The following is a 23943-nucleotide window of genomic DNA, read 5'->3' on the forward strand; positions in this document are numbered from 1 at the left end:
CTGTTCCGATGATCCACATCGGACAGATGTGTTATCGATTCTGCATTGCCCACAACCAAAATAAACGGCATTGGAGCCTGGCTCATGAGCTCATCAAACACGACGCAAAGCGCAGGACAACTGGAAACACGCGGCATCGAGCCGGTCCCGGAAAACGAGTGCAATGGCCATCCATTGCAGCTGTTCTGGGTGTGGTTTGCCGCCAACATCAGCATCCTCGGCTTACCATTGGGGGCGACGTTGGTGGCCTTCCGGGGGCTGTCGATCTGGCAGGCAATCATCGTGGCCATTCTTGGCGCGGCGGGTTCGTTTGCCGTGGTTGGGGTGATCTCCATCGCCGGTCGCCGTGGACGTGCGCCAAGCCTGACGTTATCCCGTGCCATCTTCGGTGTGCGCGGCAATATTGGTCCGACCATTGTGTCGCTGATGTCGCGCCTGGGTTGGGAAACAGTCAACACCACCACCGCAGCATTTGTCTTGTTGTCATTGTCCGCGATTCTGTTCGGCACCCCGGTTGAAGCGAAAAACACACCAGCCCTGACCTTGGTGTTCATCGCTATTTTCGTGCTGATGACGCTGTGCGTTTCCGGCCTTGGCCACGCGACGTTGCTGGTTATCCAGAAGTGGGCGACCTACATCTTTGGCGCGCTGAACGTGGTGGTTGGCGGCTTCCTGATTGCCCATATCGACTGGAGCGCTGTGTTCAGCGCGGCGCCTGCACCGCTGAGCGCGATGATCATTGGCGTGGGCATCATGGCAGCAGGTACCGGCATTGGTTGGGCCAACGCCGGTGCGGACATGTCCCGCTATCAGCACCGCAGCGTCAAAGCCACGCGACTGGTGGCCTCGGCGGCGTTTGGTGCAGGTATTCCACTGGTCTTGCTGATCACCCTTGGCGGATTGCTGTCGGTGGGTAACGATCACCTGGCTTCGGCCACCGATCCGATCATCGCGATCCGCCAACTCCTGCCGAACTGGATGGCCGTGCCGTACCTGATCACTGCGTTTGGTGGCTTGCTGCTGTCGAATAACCTCTCCGTTTATTCGGCCGGGTTGACCACCTTGACCCTGGGTTTGAAGGTCAAACGAGTTCACGCCGTCATCGTCGATATCGTTGCGATCTTCATTGGTTCGATCTACTTCATGCTGATCGCCGAGAGTTTCTACGGCCCGTTCATTACGTTCATCTCGCTACTGGCCGTGCCGATTACGGCGTGGGTCGGGATCTTCATTGTCGACTTGATCCACCGTCACGTTTACTCGGGCAAAGACCTGATGGACGTTTCGTCGAGCAGTGCTTATTGGTACAGCGGCGGGGTGGAGTGGCGTGCGCTGGGGGCGTGGGCGTTGGCAATCGTGCTGGGCTTCAGCTTTACCACTGTCGCTACTACCGCTGACAACGTGTTGTTCACTGGTTTCCTGTCCGACTCCTGGCTGGGTCATAACGGCCTGGGCTGGATCGTGACCTTCCTGGTGGCGGGTGGTGTTTATGCGATTCTGGGCGGTGCTCGTGATCGCCGAGCGTTTTCCGAAGAGGCCCAACATGCCCGCTAGATTACTGCACACCGGCCAGGTCGTTATCGATTTGGTCATGGCGCTGGATAAGCTGCCAGCCTCTGGCGGTGACGTGCTGGCCAGTTCTGCCCGGTTTGAAGCGGGTGGCGGTTTCAATGTCATGGCTGCCGCCCGGCGCAACGGCATGCCGGTGGTTTATCTGGGGCGCCATGGCAAAGGTCAGTTCGGTGACCTGGCGCGTCAGGCCATGACTGATGAAGGTATTCAGTTCAGCGCAGTCTGCAACGAGAAACAGGACACGGGGCTGTCGGTGGCGCTGATCGAACCGTCGGCAGAGCGCTCGTTCATTTCTTACGTGGGGGCCGAAGGCGGTTTGTCGGCGCAGGATTTGAACAGCGTGACGGTGCAAGCCGATGACTACGTTTACGTCAGTGGCTACAGCTTGCTGCACGAAGGCAAGGTGCAAAGTCTGCTGGATTGGCTGGGGTCGTTGCCGGCGAGTGTGACCGTGGCGTTCGACCCGGGGCCGCTGGTGCATTCGCCCGATGCGCCGCAGGTCAGGGCGTTGCTGCCGCGGCTTGATCTGTGGAGCAGTAATTGCGAAGAAGCGCTGCGTTTTACTCAATGCGAGGACATCGCTCAGGCGCTCGACCGGCTGGCTGAATTACTGCCGGATGACGCCTTGATTGTGGTGCGCGACGGACCGAAAGGGTGCTGGGTTCGGCATCGTCAACAAACGCAGAATGTGAGCGGTTTTCCGGTCAAGGCCATCGATACCAATGGTGCGGGTGATGCTCACGCGGGCGTGCTGCTGGCTAACCTGGCGGCAGGGCTTTCATGGGGTCAGGCGGCTTTGCGGGCTAATGCTGCGGCAGCCATTGCAGTGACTCGCTGGGGCCCGGCGACATCGCCGGATGCACGGGAAGTGGAGGAGTTGGTTGCGTTATCCCGGTAGAAGCGGCCCTGGTGAACACCGCGCTGCCTCACTGCAAACGGAACCTGCAGGAGCTGCTAGCCATGAAATCTTACCCACAATGTCACCAGCAATGTCGCCGCCACCAGCCACGCAACGGCGGCCAATGCGAGGGAAACCTCAAGCCGCCAGCGATCAACCAACAGGTAAAGCGCCGCCAGATAAACGAAGTAGGGGATGATCGACCACATGCCAAACAGGATGGTGGTCTTGAGGTCGTCCAGGGCGCGGCCCTTGCCAACGATGTAGTGGGCAATCAGGGCAAAGGTCGGGAACAGTGGCACCAGGCCTGCGATGTAGTAGTTTTTGGTCTTGGCCAGCGCGGCAAGGATGACCACGACGGCGGCGCCGATCAGGGCTTTGAAAAACAGGTCCACGGAATATCTTCCCAGGCTTATGCATGCTCTGTAGGAGTGAGCTTGCTCGCGATCGCGGTGTGACAGGCGATGATATTGTTGGCTGGCCCTACGTAATCGCGAGCAAGCTCACTCCTACAGTTGCGTAGGCTAACAAACGTAAACACTCAACCAAGGCCATACTTTTTGACCTTATCAAACAGCGTGGTCTTGGCCATGCCCAGCTCTTGACTGGCCTGGCTGAGGTTGCCACCGCTGCGTTGCAGAGCCTCGGTCAGCAGGTTTTTTTCGAAGGCTTCCACGGCCTCAGCAAAGCCCAGGCTCTGGCTTTCTTCAGTGATGGCGTTGGTTTTTTTGAAGGCGGGCAAACCCAGGGCATAGCGCTCGGCGACGTTACGCAGTTCACGTACGTTGCCCGGCCAGTCGTGGCTCATCAGGCTGGATAAGGTTTGCGGATCCAGTACCGGTGGCTCGCGATCAAAACGCAACGCAGACAGCTGAAGGAAGTGTTCGAACAGTTGCAGGATGTCTTCACGACGCTCTCGCAACGGTGGCAGTTCCAGCGTGACCACGTTCAGTCGGTAATACAGGTCGCTGCGAAACTGTCCGGCTTTGCTTTGCTCATCGAGGTCTGACTTGGTTGCGGCAATCACCCGGCAATCCACTTCGACACTCTGATTGGAGCCCAGGCGCTCCAGCGTGCGCTCCTGTAAAACCCGCAGCAGCTTGATCTGCAGGCTGATCGGCATGCTTTCCACTTCATCGAGAAACAGCGTGCCATTGTGCGCGTGTTCGATCTTGCCGATCCGCCGCTTGCCTGCGCCGGTAAAAGCGTTGGATTCGTGGCCGAAGATTTCGGTTTCGAACAGGGTTTCCGGCAGGCCGCCGCAGTTGAGCGCGACGAACTGTTGCTGATGACGGCGACTGAAGTCGTGCAGGCAACGGGCGACCAGTTCTTTACCGGTGCCGGTTTCACCTTCGATCAATACGTTGGCCGACGTGTCGGCGACGTTGGCGATCAGGGCGCGCAGGTTTTGCATGGCGGGCGAGCGGCCAATGATCTTGCCTTCAAGTGAATCGCGCTCGGCCAGTTGCTTGCGCAATGACCAGACTTCTCGCGCCAGACCTCGCTGCTCAAGGGCTCGACGGGTGACTTCGACCAGACGTTCAGGGGAGAAGGGTTTCTCCATGAAATCGTAAGCACCGTCGCGCATAGCGTTGACCGCCATGGAGATATCGCCGTGACCGGTGATCAGCACCACCGGCAGGCTGCGGTCACGGGCCTTGAGGCGGCTGAGCAACTCCAGGCCGTCGATGCCCGGCAGACGAATATCACTGATCACAATTCCGGCAAAGTTATCGCCGATCCGTGCCAATGCTTCTTCGGCACTGCCCACGCCTTCGCTGGGAATGTCCTCCAGCGTCAGCGCCTGCTGGCAGCCAAGCAAGACGTGAGGGTCGTCTTCGACGATGAGTACGGTCAGGTCAGTGGTCATTTGAAGGTCTCATCGCACGCCATCAGTTTTTGAATTGAAATACGCCCCTGTGGGAGCAGAGCTTGCTCGCGATAAGGACACTGCATATGTCACGTCCATTGCATCCAGCCTTATCGCGAGCAAGCTCTGCTCCCACAAGTCGTTTCCTCATACTTCTTTCACCACCGGCAACCACAACACAAACTCGGTACCGCCACTCTCGGGCTGTTCAGCGCTCAGGCTACCACCGGTTGCGGCTGCGAGGCTGGCGGAGAGGGTTAGACCCAGCCCCAGACCTTGTTCGCCGGGTTTGGTGGTGAAGAACGGTTCGAACAGATGCTTGCGTGTCTCGTCATCAATGCCGTGCCCGTTGTCCCGAACCCGCAAGCAATAACGGCCTTCGATCACCGAACCTTCAAGCCAGATTTCCGGCAAGGGCTGCGCGTGCATAGCGTCTAGCGCGTTGCCAATCAGATTCACCAGAATCTGCTCAAGGCGAGTCTGGTCGATCATCAGTTCAGCGTCGGCATACTGCTGATGCAGTTCAAGGGAAAAGTTCTCCAGGCGAGGGGTCAGTAACTGCAGCGCAGCATCGACGGCTTTGCTGAGTCTTGCTTGGCCCTTGTCATCGCCACGACGGGCGAAAGCGCGCAGGCTGGCGGTGATGCGGCCCATGCGGTCGACCAGATCGTTGATGGTGCGCAAGTTGGTGCTGGCGGTATCCAGTGCACCGCGCTCAAGAAAGCGTACGGTGTTGCCGGACAATGTTCGCAAGGCCGCCAGTGGCTGGTTCAGTTCATGGGCAATGCTGGTCGACATCTGCCCGATAGCCGCCAGCTTGCCCGCTTGAACCAGTTCGTCCTGAGCCTTGCGCAAGGTGTCTTCAGCCTGCCGACGTTCGCGAATCTGCCCTTTGAGACGTTCGTTGCTGGCGCGCAAGTGTTCAGTGCGCTCGGCGATCTTGCGCTCCAGTTCGTCATTGGCAGCTTGCAGGGCTTCCCGCGCCGCGAGGCGGGTTGAAAGCACTTTGCGGCGCTCATTCCAGGCGATCAGCAGAAACGCCACCAGTGCGCAGGCTACGGCTACCAGCATGCCTTGGCTGCCTGCCTCACGGCGCAGGTCTTCGAGTGGCGTCAACAGCGTCAGGTGCCAGGGTGTATCGCTGAGCTGGCGGGTCTGCGCCAGATAGCTGACCTGTTTGTGCTCAAGATCGACGCTGACGTTAGCCGGGAAGGTCAGCTTCTCCACTCCCTCCGAGAGCAACTCGCGTTCCAGCGGCACCAACTCGTTGAGCGGCCACCAGTAATATTGCAGGCTGCGGGCCAGACGTTCTTTGATTTCCGGCGTGAGCGGGCGTACCGATTTCAGGCGGCGGGCCGGATCGCTGGAGAGAATGATGATGCCGTTCTCATCGCTGACGAAGGCTTCCAGTCGTGCACGTTGCCAACGTTGCTCCAACGCTTCCAGCTGAACTTTGATCACCGCGACGCCGACGATCTTGCCTTTCTCTTCCAGGCCGTGCGCCAGGTAATAACCGGGCTCACCGGTGGTACTGCCGATACCGTAGAAGCGTCCCGGCAAACCCCGCACCGCATCCTGAAAATAAGCCCTGAATGACAGGTCTTCACCCAGATAACTGTCGGCATCGCGCCAGTTACTGGTAGCCAGTACCCGGCCAGAGGTATCGAGCACATAGATAGCGCGGCTACGGCTGCGGCGATTCAGGCCTTCAAGGTAATCGTTGACCTCGCTGCGCAGCTCGGGCGTAGGGTCGTTGAGCAGGGCTGAGACGCTGGACTCCAGCTCCAGCACGCTGGGCAAATAAGTGTACTTGTTGATTTCACTTTCGAGGGTGCGGGCGTGCAGCTCAAGCTGGCGTTCGCCGCTCTCGCTCAGGGTCCGGATGCCGTAATGCTCACTGATCAGGTAGGCGACGTAACCCAGGCCGAACATCAGCACGATAATCAGTGGCGGCAGAAACAGGTGGCGGATCAGACGGGGTTTCACGGCAAGTGATGGCGGCGCGGCGCGATAAAGGTTGGGGTCGCATTTCATCACAGTCGTCCTGAGCCGAACAGCGGCCGACTCTTAAAAGAGCCGGGCCGCTGTCGAGTCTCACTTAATGCTGAAGAATTTTGGCGAGGAACTGCTGCGCACGTTCTGAGCGCGCACTGACGTCACCGAAGAACTCTTCTTTTTCACAGTCTTCAACGATCTGACCCTGATCCATGAAGATCACGCGATTGGCCACTTTGCGGGCGAAGCCCATTTCGTGGGTCACGCACATCATGGTCATGCCCTCGTGAGCCAGTTGCACCATCACGTCGAGCACTTCGTTGACCATCTCCGGATCAAGCGCCGAGGTCGGTTCGTCGAACAGCATGACGATCGGGTCCATGGCCAGCGCACGGGCAATCGCCACACGCTGTTGCTGACCACCGGACAGTTGGCCCGGATGCTTGTTGGCGTGAGCGGAGAGACCAACGCGATCCAGCAAGGCCAAGCCTTTTTTGGTGGCTTCTTCCTTGCTACGGCCCAGTACTTTGATCTGCGCGATGGTCAGGTTTTCAACGATGCTCAGGTGCGGGAACAGCTCGAAATGCTGGAACACCATGCCAACCCGGGAGCGCAATTGCGGCAGGTTGGTTTTCGGATTGGCGATCGAAGTGCCGTCTACGGTGATGTCGCCTTTCTGGAACGGTTCCAGGGCGTTCACGCATTTGATCAGGGTCGATTTGCCGGAGCCCGACGGGCCGCAGACCACGACCACTTCGCCTTTTTTGACCTCGGTGCTGCAATCAGTCAGCACCTGGAAGTCGCCATACCACTTGTTAACGTTTTTTATGGAAATCATACGGCGAACCTTTTTTGCAGACGCTTCACCAGCAACGAGGCGGCAAAGCTGATCGTGAAATACACCAGACCGGCGATGATCAGGAACTCATTGGCGCGGCCAATGATGTCGCCACTGGCCCGCGAGGCGTTGAGGAAGTCCACCAGGCCTACGGTGTAAACCAGCGAGGTGTCCTGAAACAGAATGATGCTTTGTTGCAGCAGCAGAGGGGTCATCTTGCGAAAGGCCTGAGGCAGGATGATCAGGCGCATCATTTGCCCATAGGTCATGCCCAGTGCCTGGGCTGCGCCCATCTGGCCCTTGGAAATCGACTGCACACCGGCGCGCACGATTTCGCAGAAGTAGGCCGCCTCGAACATCATGAATGCAATGACGCAGGAGGTGAACGCACCGATGGGCGTGTCTTCGCCGGTGATCCAGCGCAGCACGAACGGCACCGCCAGATAGAACCAGGTGATGACCAGCAGCAGCGGAATGGAGCGGAAGTAGTTGACGTAAGCGCCGGCCACGTTGGCCAGCAGCTTGCTCGACGACAAGCGCATAAGGGCCAGAATGGTACCCAGCACCAGACCGCCGATGATGCCCATGACCATCAGTTGCAGGGTCATGACCATGCCGTTCCACATGCCGGGAATGGCCTGAACGACTCCAGAGAAGTCCATATCCATTATTTGCCCCCCAGGGAAATCAGTCCGGGCACAGCGACTTTCTTCTCGACCAAGCGCATCAGCAACATCAGGCTCATGTTCAGGGTGAAGTAAATCAGCGTCGCCAAAGTGAAAGCTTCAAACAGGTTGGCGGAAAACTCGGCGGTCTGTTTGGTCTGCGCGAGCAACTCCATCAGGCCGATCAACGACGCCACCGACGAGTTCTTGAACACGTTGAGGAATTCGGAGGTGAGCGGCGGAATGATGATCCGGTATGCCTGTGGCAGCAGTACGTTCCAGTAGATCTGCGACAGACTGAAACCCATGGCGCGCGCCGCAGATTCCTGGCCGCGAGGCAATGCTTGAATACCGGTACGCACCTGCTCGCAAACCCGGGCAGCGGTGAACAGACCAAGGCAGACGATCACGCTGAGGAACGCGGATGTGGTTGGATTCAGGTCTTGCTTGTACCACTCCTGCAAGCCTTCAGGCAGCAGGTCCGGTACCAGGAAGTACCAGATGAACAGCTGCACCAGCAGCGGCACATTACGGAAGATTTCCACGTAAACCGTGGCGATGCCTGCAACCAGACGGTTCGGCACGGTGCGCATGACACCAAGCACGGAGCCCAGCAGCAAGGCGATGATCCAGGCAACGACAGCAATAGCGATAGTCCAGCCCAGACCTGAGATATACCAGTCCAGATAGGTTTCGCTGCCAACGCCAGTGGACTTGAAGAAAACGCTCCAGTCCCAGTTGTAATTCATCAGGGTCTCCCCTCTGATCGATCCAGATGCATGCACGGCATCCTGAAACCGCGCGGGGCGGTCTCAGGCTGTCTTATTGACGAGCAAGGTGTTTGGCTATCAAGCCTTTTTGTCGTCAGCCGCTTTGTCAGTCGGTTCAGCGATCAGTTTTTTCAGCTCGTCGCTCATCGGGAAGTTCAGGTTCAAGCCTTTTGGCGGGATTGGAGCCTGGAACCACTTGTCGTAGATCTTGTTGATCTCGCCCGATTTGTACGTCGCAACGATGGCGTCATCGACGGCTTTCTTGAACGGCTCGTCGCCTTTACGCACCATGCAGCCATAGATTTCGTAGGACTGCGGTGTGCCGGTTACGGCCCAGTCAGTTGGCTTCTTGGCTTTAGCCATTTCACCGGCCAACAGTGCGTCGTCCATCATGAAAGCCACTGCGCGACCCGATTCCAGCATCTGGAAGGATTCACCGTGGTCTTTGGCCGAGATCACGTTCATGCCCATTTGCTTGTCAGCGTTCATGGCCTTGAGGATGCGCTCGGACGTGGTGCCCGCAGTAGTCACCACGTTTTTGCCTTTCAGGTTGTCGAAATCTTTGTATTCGGAGGTCGCTTTGGACAGCAGGCGTGTACCGATTTCGAAGATGCCGACCGAGAAGTCTACTTGTTGCTGACGTTCTACGTTGTTGGTGGTCGAGCCGCATTCAACGTCAACGGTGCCGTTCTGCACCAGTGGAATACGGGTTTGCGAAGTGACCAGGTTGTACTTGACCTTCAGGTCTGGCATGTCCAGGTCTTTCTTGATGGCTTCAACGATTTTCAGCTGGATATCGTGTGAGTAGCCAACCGGTACGCCAGAGGCGTCAGCGATATAAGAGAACGGGATCGAAGCGTCGCGGTGACCGAGGGTGATGGTGCCGGACTCTTTGATTTTCTTCAGTGTGCCGGTCAGTTCGGCGGCAGAAACTGGAGAGCTGATCAGAGCAGCAGCAATTGCTGCGCCCAGAAGATGGGGAACGATGCGCATCGGGTATACCTCGGATTGTTTTTTTTATGGGGCCTGCACTGAGTCGGCCCGCTCTTCGGCCCATGTTTCAACCGCGGCCGACAGGAGACAGGCTGCAGTCGAAGCAATCGACTGATATGTGTAGAGCAGGAGGCGTGCCAAGCGGGTGGTAAGTGGCTAACTTGCTGATTTTTATGGGTATAAATTGCTGGCGAGCATCAAGGCGGGGTGAGCGGCGTCCGGGATGCCGAACTAATCGGGGAGGGGTGTTCGGAAATCCGAATGATGCAATGACCTCAGAAATACAAAAAAACGTGAGAGCCAATTCATTCGCGAAGCGGGCAACCCATAAAAACATCTGGTTCAGACACACCGCGTATGGAGCAGGGACCAGGTGTTGTAGGAGCTGCCGAAGGCTGCGAAGCGGTGTATCAGGAAAATCGCATCGCAGCCTTCGGCAGCTCCTACAAGGGCCAGACTATCAAGCCGCTGCGAAAGCACCTTTGTTACGCGCTACGGTGTCCAGATACTGCTGAACGCCTTCGCGTTCTTCTGCGGTCATGAACAGGCCCAGCTTGCTGCGGCGCCACAGAATGTCATCGGCGGCCGTTGCCCATTCGGTGCTGCACAGGTAATCGACTTCACGGGTGTACAGGCCAGCACCCAAGTGATCACCCAGGTCTGCGACGCTCTGTACGCCTTCCAGCAAGCGCCAGCTGCGGCTGCCGTATGTGCGTGCCCAGCGTTGTGCGATGTCGCTTGGCAGCCAGACGAAACGGCTGCTCAACGCACTGGCCAACTCGGCCGGGGTGTTCATGTCTTCGCCGCCTGGCAGGGTAGCTGTGGCGGTCCAGCTCGGCTTCATCTGTTTGAAGAACGGTGCGAGTTGCGCCATTGCTGACTCTGCCAGCTTGCGATAGGTGGTCAGCTTGCCGCCGAATACCGACAGAATCGGTGCTTCATCAGCGCCACCGGACAGCGACAGGGTGTAGTCGCGGGTAATGGCCGACGGGTTGTCCGATTCGTCGTTGCACAACGGGCGCACGCCGGAATAGGTGTTGATTACGTCGTCACGGCTCAACTGCTTCTTGAAGTGGTCATTGGCCACTTTTAGCATGTAGTCCATTTCGCCATCGGTGATCTCGACCTTGCTCGGATCGCCTTGATACTCGCGGTCAGTGGTGCCGATGATGGTGAAGCGTTCCAGGTAGGGAATCGCGAATACGATGCGCTGGTCTTCGTTCTGCAGGATGAAAGCGTTTTCGCCCTCATACAGTTTCGGCACGATCAAGTGGCTGCCCTGAATCAGGCGGATGCCATATGGCGAATCCAGCTTCAGGTCGTCACGAATGAACTTGGCAACCCATGGACCGGCTGCGTTGACCAGTGCCTTGGCGCGGATCGAGAACAGCGTGCCGTCGGCGCGCTCCATGTGCAGGTGCCACAAACCGTTGCTGCGACGAGCATTCAGGCAGCGCGTCTGGGTATGAATGTGGGCGCCGTGTTCGCGGGCGGCCATGGCATTGAGCACGACGAGGCGGGCGTCATCGACCCAGCAATCAGAGTATTCGAACCCACGGGTGATGTTCGATTTCAGCGGGCTTTCGCTACCGAAACGCAGATTGCGCGAACCTGGCAGTTTTTCGCGCTTGCCCAGGTGGTCATAAAGAAAAAGACCTGCACGAATCATCCACGCCGGGCGCAGATGCGGGCGGTGCGGCAAGACAAAACGCATGGGTTTGACGATGTGCGGCGCTTTGGCCAGCAACACTTCGCGTTCGGCCAACGCTTCACGTACCAGACGGAATTCGTAGTGCTCCAGATAGCGCAGGCCACCGTGGATCAATTTGCTGCTGGCAGAAGAGGTGTGGCTGGCAAGGTCGTCTTTTTCACACAGAAAAACCGACAGGCCGCGACCGGAGGCATCCGCTGCGATCCCGACACCATTGATCCCACCACCGATAACGGCGATGTCGTAGACCTCGGAAAGTGGCGGTGTAGACAGGTTGGAATGGGGCATCGGTGGCCTCCTGAGTTTATTGTTCGGATAACGAATTCGAACATTAATGTTCATTTCCGAAAATCATAGCTCAATAACGCAGGGGCTTCCAGTCAGTTGTCATTGAAAATACTGATTGGGAAGGGGGAAAAGAACAAAAGTGAACATGAAGGCAGGATGCTATTCCTGTGGGAGCCGAGCTTGCTCGCGATAAGGCTGGACCGGATTGACCTGATATCTGCGACGTCTCTATCGCGAGCAAGCTCGGCCCCCACAGGTTCCGCACGATGTCCCGGGACCGGTCGTGTGGCGTTCGGCTTTAGTCGGGAAGAGGCCGGTACAGGCGCTGAATTTGATCGCCTGAAATACCGCCCTCCCGGCTAAATCCGGTGCTACGGATGAGGCTTTCGGAGCGCGATGAGCTCTAAACCACTTCCAGCCGAATCTTGTTCTGCGCCAGCAGCTGTACCAGCGCCGGAGCCGGTGCCTGATCGGTTACCAGGCAGTCGATCAGGGTGATCGGCCCCAGGCGAACCATGGCGTTGCGGCCGAACTTGCTGGAGTCGGCGGCCAGGATTACCTGGCGAGCGTTGGCGATGATCGCCTGAGAGACCCGCACTTCCTGATAATCGAAATCCAGCAGGCTGCCGTCCTCATCAATTCCGCTGATGCCCACCAGCGCGAAGTCGACTTTGAACTGGTTGATGAAATCAACACTGGCCTGACCCATCACACCGCCGTCGCGACGCACGTTGCCACCCGCCAGCAGGACGTCGAAGTCCTCTTTGGCGCTAAGCATCGAGGCGACATGCAGGTTGTTGGTGATGATCTTCAGGTTGTTGTGGTTGAGCAGGGCGCGGGCGATCGACTCGGTCGTTGTACCGATGTTGATGAATATCGAGGCGTGATCGGGGATTTGTGCAGCAATGGCTTCGCCAATGCGCTGTTTCTCATCGCGCATCTGATCCGCACGCATGGCGTAGGCGGTGTTTTCGATGCTGGAGTCATAGGCTGCGCCGCCGTGGTAACGGCGCAACAGGTTCGATTCCGCAAGCTGATTGATATCGCGGCGGATAGTCTGAGGGGTTACGACGAACAGCGTGGCCATTTCCTCGATGCTGACATAGCCGCGTTCACGGACCAGTTCGAGGATCTGCTGTTGACGGGGAGGCAGGTTCATTTTTGTTGAGTGTCCTTCAGGCTGCCAAATGGCGTCCATGATGCCGTAGGCGTGTACTGCCTGTCAGCCGGAAACTCAATCCCGATGATCCTGCGCCCCGTCGCAAGCGTGACGGTTACTCGTTGTTTTCGTGGGGTTCCCAGTCACGAGTGCGGGCTACTGCCTTCTGCCAGCCGGCATAGAGCTTTTCCTTCTCTTCTTCAGCACATTGCGGTTCGAACTCGCGCTCGATGACCGCTTTGTTCTTCAGCTCGTCCAGGCTGCTCCAGAAACCAATCGCCAGGCCAGCCAGGTAGGCGGCGCCCAGTGCAGTGGTTTCACGCATTTTCGGGCGCTCCACCGTGGTACCAAGGATGTCGGCCTGGAATTGCATGAGGAAGTTGTTGGCCACTGCGCCGCCGTCAACCCGCAGCGATTTCAGGCGTTCGCCGGAATCCTGCTGCATGGCGTCGAGCACGTCACGGGTTTGATAGGCGATGGATTCCAGCGCCGCACGAATGATGTGATCGACTTTCACACCGCGGGTCAGGCCGAACAGCGCGCCTCGGGCATACGGGTCCCAGTACGGAGCACCCAGACCGGTAAACGCCGGGACCAGGTAGACACCGTTGCTGTCTTTCACCTTGCCTGCGAAGTATTCGGTGTCGACGGCATCGGTGATGATTTTCAGTTCGTCGCGCAACCATTGCACGGTCGAGCCACCATTGAAAACAGCGCCTTCCAAGGCGTAGGCCACTTCGCCGCGTGGGCCACAGCCAATAGTAGTGAGCATGCCGTGGGCCGACTTAACCGCTTTTTTGCCGGTGTTCATCAGCAGGAAGCAACCGGTGCCGTAGGTGTTCTTGGCCTGGCCTGGTTCAACGCACATCTGGCCGAACAGCGCGGCCTGTTGGTCACCTGCGATACCCGCAATCGGAATGCCGCTTTTGCTCTGGCCGTAGACCTCGGACGAGCTTTTCACTTCCGGCAGCATCTCGCGTGGAATATCCAGCACGTCGAGCATGCGCTGATCCCATTCCAGGGTGTGGATGTTGAACAGCATGGTGCGCGATGCGTTGGTGTAGTCGGTGACGTGAACCTTACCGCCGGTGAATTTCCAGATCAGCCAGCTATCGATGGTGCCGAACATCAGCTCGCCTTTGCGGGCGCGTTCGCGGCTGCCTTCAACGTGGTCGAGGATCCACTTGACCTTGGTGCCCGAGAAGTACGGGTCGATGACCAGGCCGGTGGTGTCCTTGATGTACTCTTCCATGCCGTCGCGTTTGAGCTGCTGGCAGATTTCGGTACTGCGGCGGCACTGCCAGACGATGGCGTTGTAGATCGGCCGACCGGTTTCCTTTTCCCAGATTACCGTGGTTTCACGCTGGTTGGTGATGCCGATGGCGGCAATCTGATTGTGATGCAGATCAGCCTGAGCCAATGCTTTGGTCATGCATGCAGTCTGAGTGGCGAAGATCTCCATTGGATCGTGTTCAACCCAGCCTGCTTGCGGGTAATGCTGAACGAATTCGCTTTGCGCGGTGCTGACCACATTGGCGTCGCGATCAAAGATGATTGCACGAGAGCTGGTCGTACCCTGATCGAGGGCAATGATGTAATTCTTGTTCTGGGAGTCAGTCATGTCGATTGCCTTGTGCTAAATGGGTGAAGTGAAAAACAGGCGAGCAGGTTCAAGATGAGATCTGGGCCTTGCCTGGAACAGCGTCAGCCTTCTTTTCTACAACAGGAACGGCGCGCGGCAGATATCGCGCAATCAGCGCACGATAGCCTGCGGCACCGAGGCACGCACCGAGAATCGGCGCGAAAATCGGGATCAGAAAATACGGTATGTCACGTCCACCGGTAAACGCGATCTCATCCCAGCCCGCCAGGAATGTCATCAGTTTAGGTCCGAAGTCACGTGCGGGATTCATTGCGAAGCCGGTCAGCGGGGCGGTCGAGGCACCGATGAGCGCAACCAGCAAACCGATCAGCAGCGGTGCCAGGGCGCCGCGCGGCAGGCCATTGTTGTCATCCGTGAGGGACATGATGACGCACATCAGAATGGCAGTGATCACGCACTCTACGAGTGCCGCCTGACCGACCGAAATGGCAGGGTTGGGATACGTGGAGAACGCAGAAGCCAGTTCAAGGCTGGCAACCGAACCACGAATCATCTGGTGAGTTTGTTCGAATTCGAAGAACAGGCTGATATACAGCAGGTACACAAGGCCAGCACCGCAAAAGGCTCCAGCCATTTGCGCGGCAATGTAGAACGGTAATTTACGCTTTTCGAAACCGGCGAAAAGACTCAGCGCGATGCTGACTGCCGGATTGAGATGGGCCCCTGATACACCTGCGCTCAAGTAGATTGCCATGGCGACTGCCAGGCCCCAAATGATGCTGATTTCCCATAAGCCGAATGTGGCACCCGCGACCTTGAGCGCTGCGACACACCCAGTACCGAAGAAAATCATCAAGGCAGTGCCCAGAAACTCGGCCACACATTGACCTTTCAGCGTTGGTTCTTGCAGTGCGTTAGTCATGAAAACCTCATTTTTTGTTCTTGTGCGGCCCTGTGTGAAATCACCAGTGCGCGGCTTTTTAAGAGCTCGAGGAAACCCCATCCTCGACCTCTGAATTCGACCTTAAATGGAACTAAAGTTCCAGTGAATCTTCGCAAACGAAAAAAAATAAACAGGAACGAATGTTGTGGGGGGATCTAACCGCTGAAGGGATTTTGCGGGCCAGCGCTATTGCTCGCATTGATCGGGGTTAAGAAAAGGTGTTTGGTACTGTCCGGAAATTTCTTCACCTGCCCTTTATTTACGGGGTATACAGCCGCTCAATGGCCTAGAATAATTCGCTTGAACCGGTCGCCCTGGCCTTTTGGAGCGCTGCATGACACCTGCATTGGATCTGTTGAAAAAACATCGCGCTGAACATCGTATACACAGTTACGAACATGACCCTAAAGCCGCTTCCTATGGGCTGGAGGCCGCCGAAAAGCTGGGGCTGGAACCCGCGCAAGTGTTCAAGACGTTGTTGGCAAGCACGGAAAAGGGCGAACTTTTGGTTGCGGTGGTGCCGGTCGTTGGCACGTTGGACCTCAAGGCTCTGGCAACGGCTGCAAAGGCGAAGAAAGCCGAAATGGCTGACCCGGCTGCGGCTCAGCGGTCGACGGGTTATCTGTTGGGCGGTATCAGTCCGCTAGGCCAGAAGAAGAGACTGCGTACTTTTATTGATCAAAGCGCCGAGCAGTTCGCGACGATTTACGTCAGTGCCGGGCGTCGCGGTCTTGAGGTGGAGTTGGCGCCATCGGTACTTGCTGAACACACCGGCGCGCTGTTTGCGCCGGTGGGGCGAGGCTGAAGGGGGCTCTCAGGTTTGTAGCTGCAAACAGCGGATCTGTAGGAGTGAGCTTGCTCGCGATCGCGTCAGTTCAGGCGATAAATTCGTCGACCAGAAAATCAAATCGCGAGCAAGGTGGAGCGCCACCCCGGTCACTCCTACAGGATTTGGGTCATATCAGAAGATTGCATTTTGCTTGAAGGGAGTGACCTGGCCTATCGCCTCGCGCCGTGGATGTATGCTCGGTAATCGACCCATCTGTCTCTGGTGTACACGGCTGTAGGCAGGCATCGTGCAACGTATCAATCGCACTGGAGCGTTACTTATGTATCTCGAATTTCATCAGGTCGACGCTTTCAGTGATCGTCCGTTCAGCGGCAATCCGGCGATGGTTTATCGCCTCGATACGTGGCTGGCCGACGAGCTTATGCAGCGTATAGCGGCTGAGCACAATCTGGCGGAAACGGCCTTCGTGGTACGTGAAACGCACGGTTGGCACATTCGCTGGTTCACGCCCAAGACTGAAGTCCCGTTGTGCGGGCATGCGACCCTGGCCGCCGCCCATGTGCTGTTCACTGTTTTTGCCGAGCCAGCCCAGCAACTCGATTTTCTCAGTAAATCAGGTGCTCTTAGTGTCACTCGGGAGGAGGGATTATTGTGGCTGGATTTCCCTGCGATGATCCCGCACGAGGTTGGCGTGACCGTTGAGCTAGAGCGTGCTTTGGGCACCAGTATTGTTGACGCGTTGGGTTCGGCGGAATTAATGGTGGTGCTTGAGTCAGAGCAGGCGGTACGTGAATGCAAGCCAGACATGTCGGCTCTGGCGCGTTTGCCTTGGCCAGGCGTGATAGTCACCGCCCGGGGCGAGCAGCATGATTTCGTCTCGCGCTATTTCGCACCGGCTATTGGTATTCCTGAAGACCCTGTGACCGGTTCGACGCATTGTGTGCTGATCCCGTACTGGGCCAGCCGTCTGGGCAAGGACGCGCTGGATGCTTACCAGTGTTCGGACCGCGGCGGGGCGTTGTTCTGTCGTCTGGAAGGGGAGCGGGTGAAAATCGGTGGTCACGCAACGCTGGTGGCGAGCGGGAAATTGATGGTGAGTCTTGGCTGAGTCACGCGGCCGATAGCTGGAATGCATTTGGCTAAACCGCCTGCTGCACCGCAACGCTGCCGGAGGTCGGGAAAAGTACCAGATGCTCGGCGGCCACGCGGATGCTCACTTGTTCGCCTGGCTGATAATCCGCATGGCTGGGGAAGATCGCTTCCAACTGGCTACCGGTAGGCAATTGAAGGCGATACAGCGTTGCTGCGCCTTGGAAGGTTCTGCTGGTGACACGGGCTTTGAGTTCGCTGTTTGGGTCAAAGACGATGTCATCCGGGCGCAACAGCACGTCCACCGCGCTGCCCTTGATGCCGGGATAAGCGCGATTGCCCAGCAGTACCCCCAGTTCGGTCTGCACCGATTGTGGATCGTTCATCACGCCACGAATGAAATACCCCTGACCTATAAAGCTCGCGACGTAAGGTGTCAGCGGTTCGTGATAGAGGTTGTAAGGGGTGTCCCACTGTTCGAGGCGGCCTTCTTTGAATACGCCCACATGGTCACTGACGGCAAAGGCTTCCTCCTGATCGTGAGTGACCAGTATCGCGCTGGTACCACGTGCTTTGAGGATGTCGCGCACTTCATGGCTGAGGCGCCGACGCAGTTCGCCATCCAGGTTTGAAAACGGTTCGTCAAGCAGCAACAGTTGCGGCTCGGGTGCCAGGGCTCGTACCAGCGCAACTCGTTGCTGTTGGCCGCCGGACAATTCATGGGGCAGGCGTTTGCCCAAGGCACCCAGGTTGACCAGCTCCAGCAGCTCCTCTGTGACTTGCTTGAGGCGTGGGTGCTTGCGAATGCCAAAAGCGATGTTTTCAGCGACGCTCAAGTGCGGGAAAAGCGCGTAGTCCTGAAACACCATGCCGATCCGGCGTTTTTCCGGTGGCAGGGTGAATCCAGGCTTTGAGATGACTTCGCCTGCCAGCGTGATTTCTCCGGCGTGAACCGGCTCGAATCCCGCAATGGCCCGCAAGGTGGTGGTTTTGCCACAGCCGGATGAACCCAGCAAGCAACCGATATCACCCGCGTTGAGGTGCAGATTGAGATCCTGCACCACGCGTTGATCCTGATAACCGCAGGCCAGGTTGCGCAGGTTCAGCAGCAGTGGCGAACTCATGCCGGTTGGCAGGAAGGCGCGACGAGGAATTCCAGCAACGCCTTCTGAGCATGCAAACGGTTTTCAGCCTGGTCCCACGCGACCGAGCGCGGGTCATCAAGCAGGTCGACGCTGATTTCTTCGCCGCGATGCGCTGGCAGACAATGCATGAACAGCACGTCCTTGTCAGCCAGATCGAGCAACGCGCGGGTCACCTGGAAAGGCGTGAACAAGGCGATGCGCTTGGCGGTTTCTTCTTCCTGGCCCATGGAGGTCCAGACGTCGGTACTCACCAGATGTGCGCCTGCCACTGCCGCGCGGGGATCACGCAGTACGGTAACGCGATCTCCGGCCAGTGCCAGGAATTCAGGATTTGGCTCATAACCTTCAGGGCAGGCCACACGCAATTTGAAGTCGAACTGAATCGCCGCTTCTATATAGCTGTTGCACATGTTGTTGCCATCGCCGATCCAGGCAACGGTTTTGCCTTTGATCGAGCCACGGTGCTCAAGGAAGGTTTGCATGTCGGCCAGCAACTGGCACGGGTGCAGGTCATCAGACAGGCCGTTGATCACAGGCACTCGGGAGTTGGCAGCGAACTCGGTCAGGTTGCTGTGAGCGAAAGTACGGATCATCACGGCATCAAGCATGCTCGACAGAACTTTTGCGCAGTCGGCAATAGGCTCCCCACGACCTAATTGGGTGTCACGAGGCGACAAAAAGATCGCCTGACCGCCCAGCTGGATCATGCCGGCTTCGAACGAAACACGGGTACGTGTCGAAGATTTCTCGAAGATCATGCCCAGAACCCGGCTTTTCAACGGTTCAAACAGCACGCTTCGGTTTCGCAGGTCTTTGAGCTCTACGCCTCGACGGATCAAGCGCAGGAGCTCTTCTGGCTTGTAATCCATCATCGAGAGAAAGTGCCTGGCGTTCATTATTAACTACCTTTTTTGCAACAGACCGCAGATGCTCAAAGCCGGGTTTTATCGGGAAAACGGGCGAGACCTGCGGCGGAAGCCGCACGGGGCGACGAATAGGGAAGGCGCGATGGTATAAAAAAATGTCGCCTCTTACCAATAGGATGCTCATGTCCGAACGTTTTTTATTCGCAACAGAGGCTGTTTTCTACATTCGGAGCTTGCCTGACATCTCAAGCTGAGCAATGCTCTAGGTGGCGGCAACTGGCCATTCGAGGATTTTCCGAGGGGGCTATTTGTACACTGCCCTCGTGTGACATTGCAATTACTGCCGATCCTGCAACAGTTGAGCTGTTGAGTGGTCATTAACGTTGCCCTTATGCGATCTGCTTCACGCGGAGAGCTAGTGGCCCGTTCCATAAATAATCGGCGCAGGTTATAACTGCTCATCGTGTATCAAGGGGTCTGGGGAATGGAATCGAAAGAAAAACAGCTGACGGAACTGCTCGGGCTTACGGCTCGCACCTTGACGCACCTCACTGCTTCAATGACATCCATGTCCTTCGAGCTGTTGCGCAGTAATGACGAAGTCACCCGGGCTGCCGGGCGGCACATGATTGATCGCATGGCTACAATCAGTTCCGGTCTGGATGAGCACTGGCGTCTGATTGGCGAATTGACCGGTGTGCACCTGGCGCAGGAACAGATCGAGACGGTCCACGAAATCCAGTTGCAGCGCAAAATCACCCCTATCGGCGGCTAATCCCTTCCGCCATCGGCCCGCTTGATGCCTGTCGATTCATGAGACGAACGTCTCTGGCGCAGTCGGCAGCCACGCCCCATAGTTTCGTTTGAGCGATCGCTTCAGGTCGCCCTGACAAAAATATGAGGCTGGCCATGACCAAGACCCTCCATCACCGTGCCTGCCATCTTTGCGAAGCCATTTGCGGACTGAGCATCGAGACCACCGTCAGCGCAGACGATGAGGTGACGATTACTTCGATCAAGGGTGATCCGCTGGATTCCTTCAGTCGCGGACACATTTGCCCCAAGGCCGTGGCGCTGCAGGACATCCAGAACGACCCCGACCGCTTGCGCCAGCCTATGCAGCGCGTGGGTAACCAATGGCAGCCTATTGAATGGCAGGCCGCATTTGATCTGGTCGCCGAGCGTTTGCTGGACATTCAGCAGCGTCATGGGCAAAACGCGGTGGCGGTGTATCAGGGCAACCCCAGCGTTCACAATTACGGCTTGATGACCCACAGCAACTACTTTCTTGGCTTGCTGAAAACCCGCAATCGCTACTCGGCGACGTCAGTGGATCAACTGCCACATCATTTGACCAGTTTCCTGATGTACGGCCACGGTCTGCTGCTGCCCATCGTCGATATCGATCACACCGATTTCATGCTGATCCTGGGCGGCAACCCTCTTGCCTCCAATGGCAGCATCATGACGGTCCCGGATGTTGAAAAACGGCTCAAGGCTATTCAGGCGAGGGGTGGCAAAGTAGTGGTGGTCGATCCACGGCGCACCGAAACGGCAGCGATTGCCGATCAGCACATCTTCGTTCGTCCGGGAGGCGACGCTGCATTACTGTTTGGGCTGCTGAATACGCTCTTCGAGGAGGGGCTGACCCGGGAAAGCCATTTACCGGTGGACGGTCTCGACCAGGTGCGTTCGGCCATCGCGGCGTTCACTGCCGAAGCCATGAGCCCGCGTTGCGGGGTGCCTGCCGAGCAGATTCGTCAATTGGCCCGAGACTTCGCCGGCGCCGATAAGGCTGCGTGCTATGGGCGCATGGGCATCTCTACGCAGGTGTTCGGCACGCTGTGTCATTGGTTGGTGCAGTTGATCAATCTGGTGACCGGTAATCTGGACCGGGTAGGTGGTGTGCTGTGCACCGAGCCCGCCGTTGATTTGGTGGGGTCAACATCCGGCGGCCATTTCAATCAATGGCAAAGCCGGGTCTCCGGTTTGCCAGAGTACGCAGGCGAGTTGCCGGTCGCCGCGTTAGCCGAAGAAATGCTCAGCGCAGGGGAAGGGCAGATCAAAGCGTTGGTGACGGTGGCGGGTAACCCGGTGTCCTCTACTCCCAATGGGCGTCAGCTGGACCAGGCACTGGAAGGTCTGGATTTCATGCTCAGCATCGACCTCTACATCAACGAAACCACACGACATGCCGATTTGATTCTGCCTTCTACCTCTGCGCTGGAAAATGATCACTACGACACCACGTTCAACACCTTTGCCGTCCGTAATGTCACGCGGTTCAATCGAGCCATTCTGGCGAAACCAGAAGGGGCATTGCATGACTGGGAGATTTTCGTCGGCCTGGCAAAGGCCTTTGCCGAGAGAGCCGGACGCGAGTTGAAGCCGACAATGGCTCCGGCGCAAATGATTGATCGGGGCTTGCGCAGTGGCCGTTATGGCGAAGCCTCAGACTACAAGCTTTCGCTGGACACATTACTGGATCACCCTCACGGACTGGACCTGGGGGCGTTGAAGCCTAATCTTGCTTCGCGTCTGAAAACGACGAGTGGGCGCATCCAGGCCGCGCCCGATGTGGTCATGGCCGACCTGGCGCGATTCGCGCTTGTTAATGCGCCCGCTGCGGGTGAGCTGCTGTTGATCGGCCGCCGCCATGTGCGCAGCAATAATTCGTGGATGCACAACTATCACCGGCTGGTTAAGGGCAAGCCGCGCCACCAACTCCTGATGCACCCGGATGATCTGGCCAGCCGCGGTTTGAATGATGGCCAGCAAGTGCGAGTCAGCTCCAGGGTTGGCGTGATTGAGGTTCAGGTGCTGGCAAGTCTGGACATGATGCCGGGGGTGGTCAGCCTGCCTCATGGCTGGGGGCATGCGAAACCTGGCGTGCAGATGGACATTGCCGCTCATCAACCGGGGGAGAGCGCCAATGACCTGACCGACGAGCGAGAACTTGATAGCCTTTCCGGTAATGCGGTGCTCAATGGCGTCAGCGTTCAGGTCGCAGCGGCATGATTGGAGTGTATGGGGAAGGCAGAGCGTCATGCTCGGGTTTCCGTTACAATGCGCCACCGTGTCGACAACTGAGTCGGAAAAGTTAAGCCGAGGTGCTCCATGGATATCATCGAAACGATCAAAGACCAGATTGCCAACAACACCATTCTGCTCTACATGAAAGGTGCTCCGAATGCCCCGCAGTGCGGCTTTTCGGCGAAGGCTTCCCAGGCATTGATGGCCTGTGGCGAAAAATTCGCTTACGTCGACATTCTGCAGAACCCGGAAATTCGCGCCAACCTGCCGAAATACGCCAACTGGCCGACGTTCCCACAACTGTGGGTCGCCGGTGAGCTGGTCGGCGGTAGCGACATCATCACCGAAATGCAGGCTGATGGCTCTCTGCAAGAGCTGGTAAAAGGCGCAGCGGCCAAGGCTGCTGCGGGTAACACTGAAGCCTGATAAGAGTCGCTCACCTGTAGGAGCCAACTTGTTGGCGAGGCGATTGATCGGTTTGCTGATGTGTTGCCTGACCTGACGCCTCGCGAACAAGTTCGCTCCTACCGGTTGGTGTGCATACGGCATCAGCGTAGCGACAAAGAAAAGCCCGCCTACGAGAGAAGGCGGGCTTTTTCGTTACCGTCACCTTGGCCGCTCGCCCGTTGGCAGCCGTATTGCCTGACCTGACGCTTCGCGAACAAGTTCGCTCCTGCCGGTTTGCGTGTAGCCAGTAGGAGCGATAAAGAAAAGCCCCGCTTTCTCTCGAGAGCGGGGCTTTTTCGTTACTGGCAGATCAGATGAATCAGTCTTCGCCCATCTGCGATTGCAGGTAGTTTTCGATACCGATTTTCTCGATCAGGCCCAGTTGGGTTTCCAGCCAGTCGATGTGCTCTTCCTCGGATTCAAGGATGTCTTCCAGCATTTCGCGGCTACCGAAGTCACCGATGACTTCGCAGTGAGCGATGGCAGCCTTGAGGTCGGCCAGGCCTTTTTGCTCGATCTTCAGATCGCACTCAAGCATTTCCTTGGTGTGCTCACCGATCAAAATCTTGCCAAGATCTTGCAGGTTAGGCAGACCTTCGAGGAACAGGATGCGTTTGATGAGCTTGTCAGCGTGCTTCATCTCATCAATGGATTCGCGATATTCGTGTTTGCCCAGTTTATTCAGGCCCCAATCCTCGTACATGCGGGCATGCAGGAAGTATTGATTGATCGCGACCAGCTCGTTTCCGAGGATCCTGTTGAGATGCTGGATGACTGTAATGTCGCCTTTCATTTTTGAGGTCCTGCCGATGGCTTGTATATATAAAAGGCGAGTTTGATCCCCGGTTATTAGTCTGTCAAACCTAAGTTATTGAATAATAAGTGAAATTAAATAGGAATAAGAATGTTTGTGTTCCGCATCTTGGTGCTAAGCATTTGAATTACAGGCATAAAAAAACCGGACACGGGTCCGGTTCTTTGAATTCGGTTAAATCAGGCGGCTGAAAATTCTGCCGGATAGGCTAATGCTGCCTGGCTGCTCTGCAGCTCGGTGAGCGTATCGCGGACAACTTCTTTAGCGAGGCAGGCGCATTTTCCACATTTGGTGGCAACACCCAGTGATTCACGGACGTCTTTGTAGCTGCAGCAACCCTCGAAGATTGCATCTCGGATTTGACCGTCGGTAACACCTTGGCAGAGGCAGACATACATATATGAGAACCGTCGCTGTAATTTCTCGTTGCCGGGGATACTAATGTTAATGAGAA

The 23943-nt window shown here is 57.1% G+C and carries 22 protein-coding genes; 7 read left to right on the plus strand and 15 right to left on the minus strand.

Annotated features, from left to right (window positions below):
• Positions 1 to 84 precede the first annotated feature (84 nt).
• Both ACYASS_RS06315 and ACYASS_RS06320 read left to right on the plus strand, forming a co-directional pair.
• Complete coding sequence (locus ACYASS_RS06315) at positions 85 to 1554, plus strand: purine-cytosine permease family protein (RefSeq protein ID WP_463585501.1); 1470 nt, start codon at positions 85 to 87, stop codon at positions 1552 to 1554.
• Complete coding sequence (locus ACYASS_RS06320) at positions 1544 to 2470, plus strand: PfkB family carbohydrate kinase (RefSeq protein WP_463585502.1); 927 nt, start codon at positions 1544 to 1546, stop codon at positions 2468 to 2470. The genes ACYASS_RS06315 and ACYASS_RS06320 overlap by 11 nt, the downstream gene beginning before the upstream one ends.
• Before the next feature lie 56 nt (positions 2471 to 2526).
• Here ACYASS_RS06320 and ACYASS_RS06325 read toward each other — a convergent pair whose 3' ends face one another.
• The 11 genes from ACYASS_RS06325 to ACYASS_RS06375 all read right to left on the minus strand — a co-directional run bounded on the left by ACYASS_RS06325 (position 2527) and on the right by ACYASS_RS06375 (position 15284).
• Positions 2527 to 2865: a GlpM family protein gene (locus tag ACYASS_RS06325; protein WP_463585503.1), complete on the minus strand. Its 339-nt coding sequence runs from the start codon at positions 2863 to 2865 to the stop codon at positions 2527 to 2529.
• Positions 2866 to 3011: 146 nt separating this feature from the next.
• Positions 3012 to 4340, minus strand: a complete 1329-nt coding sequence (gene aauR, locus ACYASS_RS06330; RefSeq protein ID WP_463585504.1) for a two-component response regulator AauR — start codon at positions 4338 to 4340, stop codon at positions 3012 to 3014.
• 147 nt (positions 4341 to 4487) lie between these two features.
• Positions 4488 to 6374, minus strand: coding sequence for a two-component sensor histidine kinase AauS (aauS, locus tag ACYASS_RS06335; RefSeq protein ID WP_463585505.1), 1887 nt, complete (start codon positions 6372 to 6374; stop codon positions 4488 to 4490).
• Positions 6375 to 6438: 64 nt separating this feature from the next.
• Complete coding sequence (locus tag ACYASS_RS06340) at positions 6439 to 7173, minus strand: amino acid ABC transporter ATP-binding protein (protein WP_463585506.1); 735 nt, start codon at positions 7171 to 7173, stop codon at positions 6439 to 6441.
• Complete coding sequence (locus ACYASS_RS06345) at positions 7170 to 7841, minus strand: amino acid ABC transporter permease (RefSeq protein ID WP_049826995.1); 672 nt, start codon at positions 7839 to 7841, stop codon at positions 7170 to 7172. The genes ACYASS_RS06340 and ACYASS_RS06345 overlap by 4 nt, the downstream gene beginning before the upstream one ends.
• The gene (locus tag ACYASS_RS06350; protein WP_243245504.1) at positions 7841 to 8587 is read right to left on the minus strand and encodes an amino acid ABC transporter permease; all 747 of its coding nucleotides are present in this window, start codon (positions 8585 to 8587) and stop codon (positions 7841 to 7843) included. The genes ACYASS_RS06345 and ACYASS_RS06350 overlap by 1 nt, the downstream gene beginning before the upstream one ends.
• Positions 8588 to 8686: 99 nt before the next feature.
• On the minus strand, positions 8687 to 9601 hold the full coding sequence (locus ACYASS_RS06355; protein WP_463585507.1) for a glutamate/aspartate ABC transporter substrate-binding protein: 915 nt from the start codon (positions 9599 to 9601) through the stop codon (positions 8687 to 8689).
• Positions 9602 to 10061: 460 nt separating this feature from the next.
• A complete protein-coding gene (glpD, locus tag ACYASS_RS06360; protein ID WP_463585508.1) occupies positions 10062 to 11600 on the minus strand; it encodes a glycerol-3-phosphate dehydrogenase in 1539 nt (512 codons plus the stop codon).
• Positions 11601 to 12003: 403 nt separating this feature from the next.
• Positions 12004 to 12759 carry a DeoR/GlpR family transcriptional regulator gene (locus ACYASS_RS06365; protein WP_027900765.1) on the minus strand — a complete coding sequence of 252 codons (756 nt, stop codon included), beginning with the start codon at positions 12757 to 12759 and terminating at the stop codon, positions 12004 to 12006.
• Positions 12760 to 12874: 115 nt separating this feature from the next.
• Positions 12875 to 14380, minus strand: coding sequence for a glycerol kinase GlpK (gene glpK, locus ACYASS_RS06370; RefSeq protein WP_243245501.1), 1506 nt, complete (start codon positions 14378 to 14380; stop codon positions 12875 to 12877).
• A gap of 49 nt (positions 14381 to 14429) precedes the next feature.
• Positions 14430 to 15284, minus strand: a complete 855-nt coding sequence (locus tag ACYASS_RS06375; protein ID WP_463585509.1) for an MIP/aquaporin family protein — start codon at positions 15282 to 15284, stop codon at positions 14430 to 14432.
• Between the two features lie 355 nt (positions 15285 to 15639).
• On the opposite strand from ACYASS_RS06375, the gene ybaK reads away from it, so the two are divergent.
• Entirely contained in the window at positions 15640 to 16110 is a 471-nt protein-coding gene (gene ybaK / locus ACYASS_RS06380; protein WP_463585510.1) for a Cys-tRNA(Pro) deacylase, read from the plus strand.
• Between the two features lie 304 nt (positions 16111 to 16414).
• On the plus strand, positions 16415 to 17203 hold the full coding sequence (locus tag ACYASS_RS06385; RefSeq protein WP_463585511.1) for a PhzF family phenazine biosynthesis protein: 789 nt from the start codon (positions 16415 to 16417) through the stop codon (positions 17201 to 17203).
• A 31-nt stretch (positions 17204 to 17234) separates the two neighbouring features.
• Here the strand turns inward: ACYASS_RS06385 and ACYASS_RS06390 are convergent, their stop codons facing one another.
• Both ACYASS_RS06390 and argF read right to left on the minus strand, forming a co-directional pair.
• Positions 17235 to 18308 carry an ABC transporter ATP-binding protein gene (locus ACYASS_RS06390; protein WP_463585512.1) on the minus strand — a complete coding sequence of 358 codons (1074 nt, stop codon included), beginning with the start codon at positions 18306 to 18308 and terminating at the stop codon, positions 17235 to 17237.
• Complete coding sequence (gene argF / locus ACYASS_RS06395) at positions 18305 to 19225, minus strand: ornithine carbamoyltransferase (RefSeq protein ID WP_122666041.1); 921 nt, start codon at positions 19223 to 19225, stop codon at positions 18305 to 18307. Before argF ends, ACYASS_RS06390 begins: the two co-directional genes overlap by 4 nt.
• 454 nt (positions 19226 to 19679) lie before the next feature.
• Between argF and ACYASS_RS06400 the strand changes: the two genes are divergently transcribed.
• The 3 genes from ACYASS_RS06400 (at position 19680) to grxD (ending at position 22654) form a co-directional block, all read left to right on the plus strand.
• Positions 19680 to 19970, plus strand: a complete 291-nt coding sequence (locus ACYASS_RS06400) for a hypothetical protein (protein WP_027900758.1) — start codon at positions 19680 to 19682, stop codon at positions 19968 to 19970.
• 134 nt (positions 19971 to 20104) lie between these two features.
• A complete protein-coding gene (locus tag ACYASS_RS06405) occupies positions 20105 to 22213 on the plus strand; it encodes a molybdopterin oxidoreductase family protein (protein WP_463585513.1) in 2109 nt (702 codons plus the stop codon).
• Positions 22214 to 22312: 99 nt separating this feature from the next.
• Positions 22313 to 22654 (plus strand): Grx4 family monothiol glutaredoxin, encoded by a 342-nt coding sequence (grxD, locus tag ACYASS_RS06410; protein WP_087269113.1) that lies wholly within the window; start codon positions 22313 to 22315, stop codon positions 22652 to 22654.
• Between the two features lie 340 nt (positions 22655 to 22994).
• Here the strand turns inward: grxD and bfr are convergent, their stop codons facing one another.
• Together bfr and ACYASS_RS06420 are read right to left on the minus strand one after the other, a co-directional pair.
• Positions 22995 to 23468 (minus strand): bacterioferritin, encoded by a 474-nt coding sequence (bfr, locus tag ACYASS_RS06415; RefSeq protein ID WP_122666039.1) that lies wholly within the window; start codon positions 23466 to 23468, stop codon positions 22995 to 22997.
• A 200-nt stretch (positions 23469 to 23668) separates the two neighbouring features.
• A complete protein-coding gene (locus tag ACYASS_RS06420; RefSeq protein WP_463585514.1) occupies positions 23669 to 23887 on the minus strand; it encodes a bacterioferritin-associated ferredoxin in 219 nt (72 codons plus the stop codon).
• Between the last annotated feature and the right edge of the window lie 56 nt (positions 23888 to 23943).

It is taken from the genome of Pseudomonas sp. HP_14, assembly GCF_055283875.1.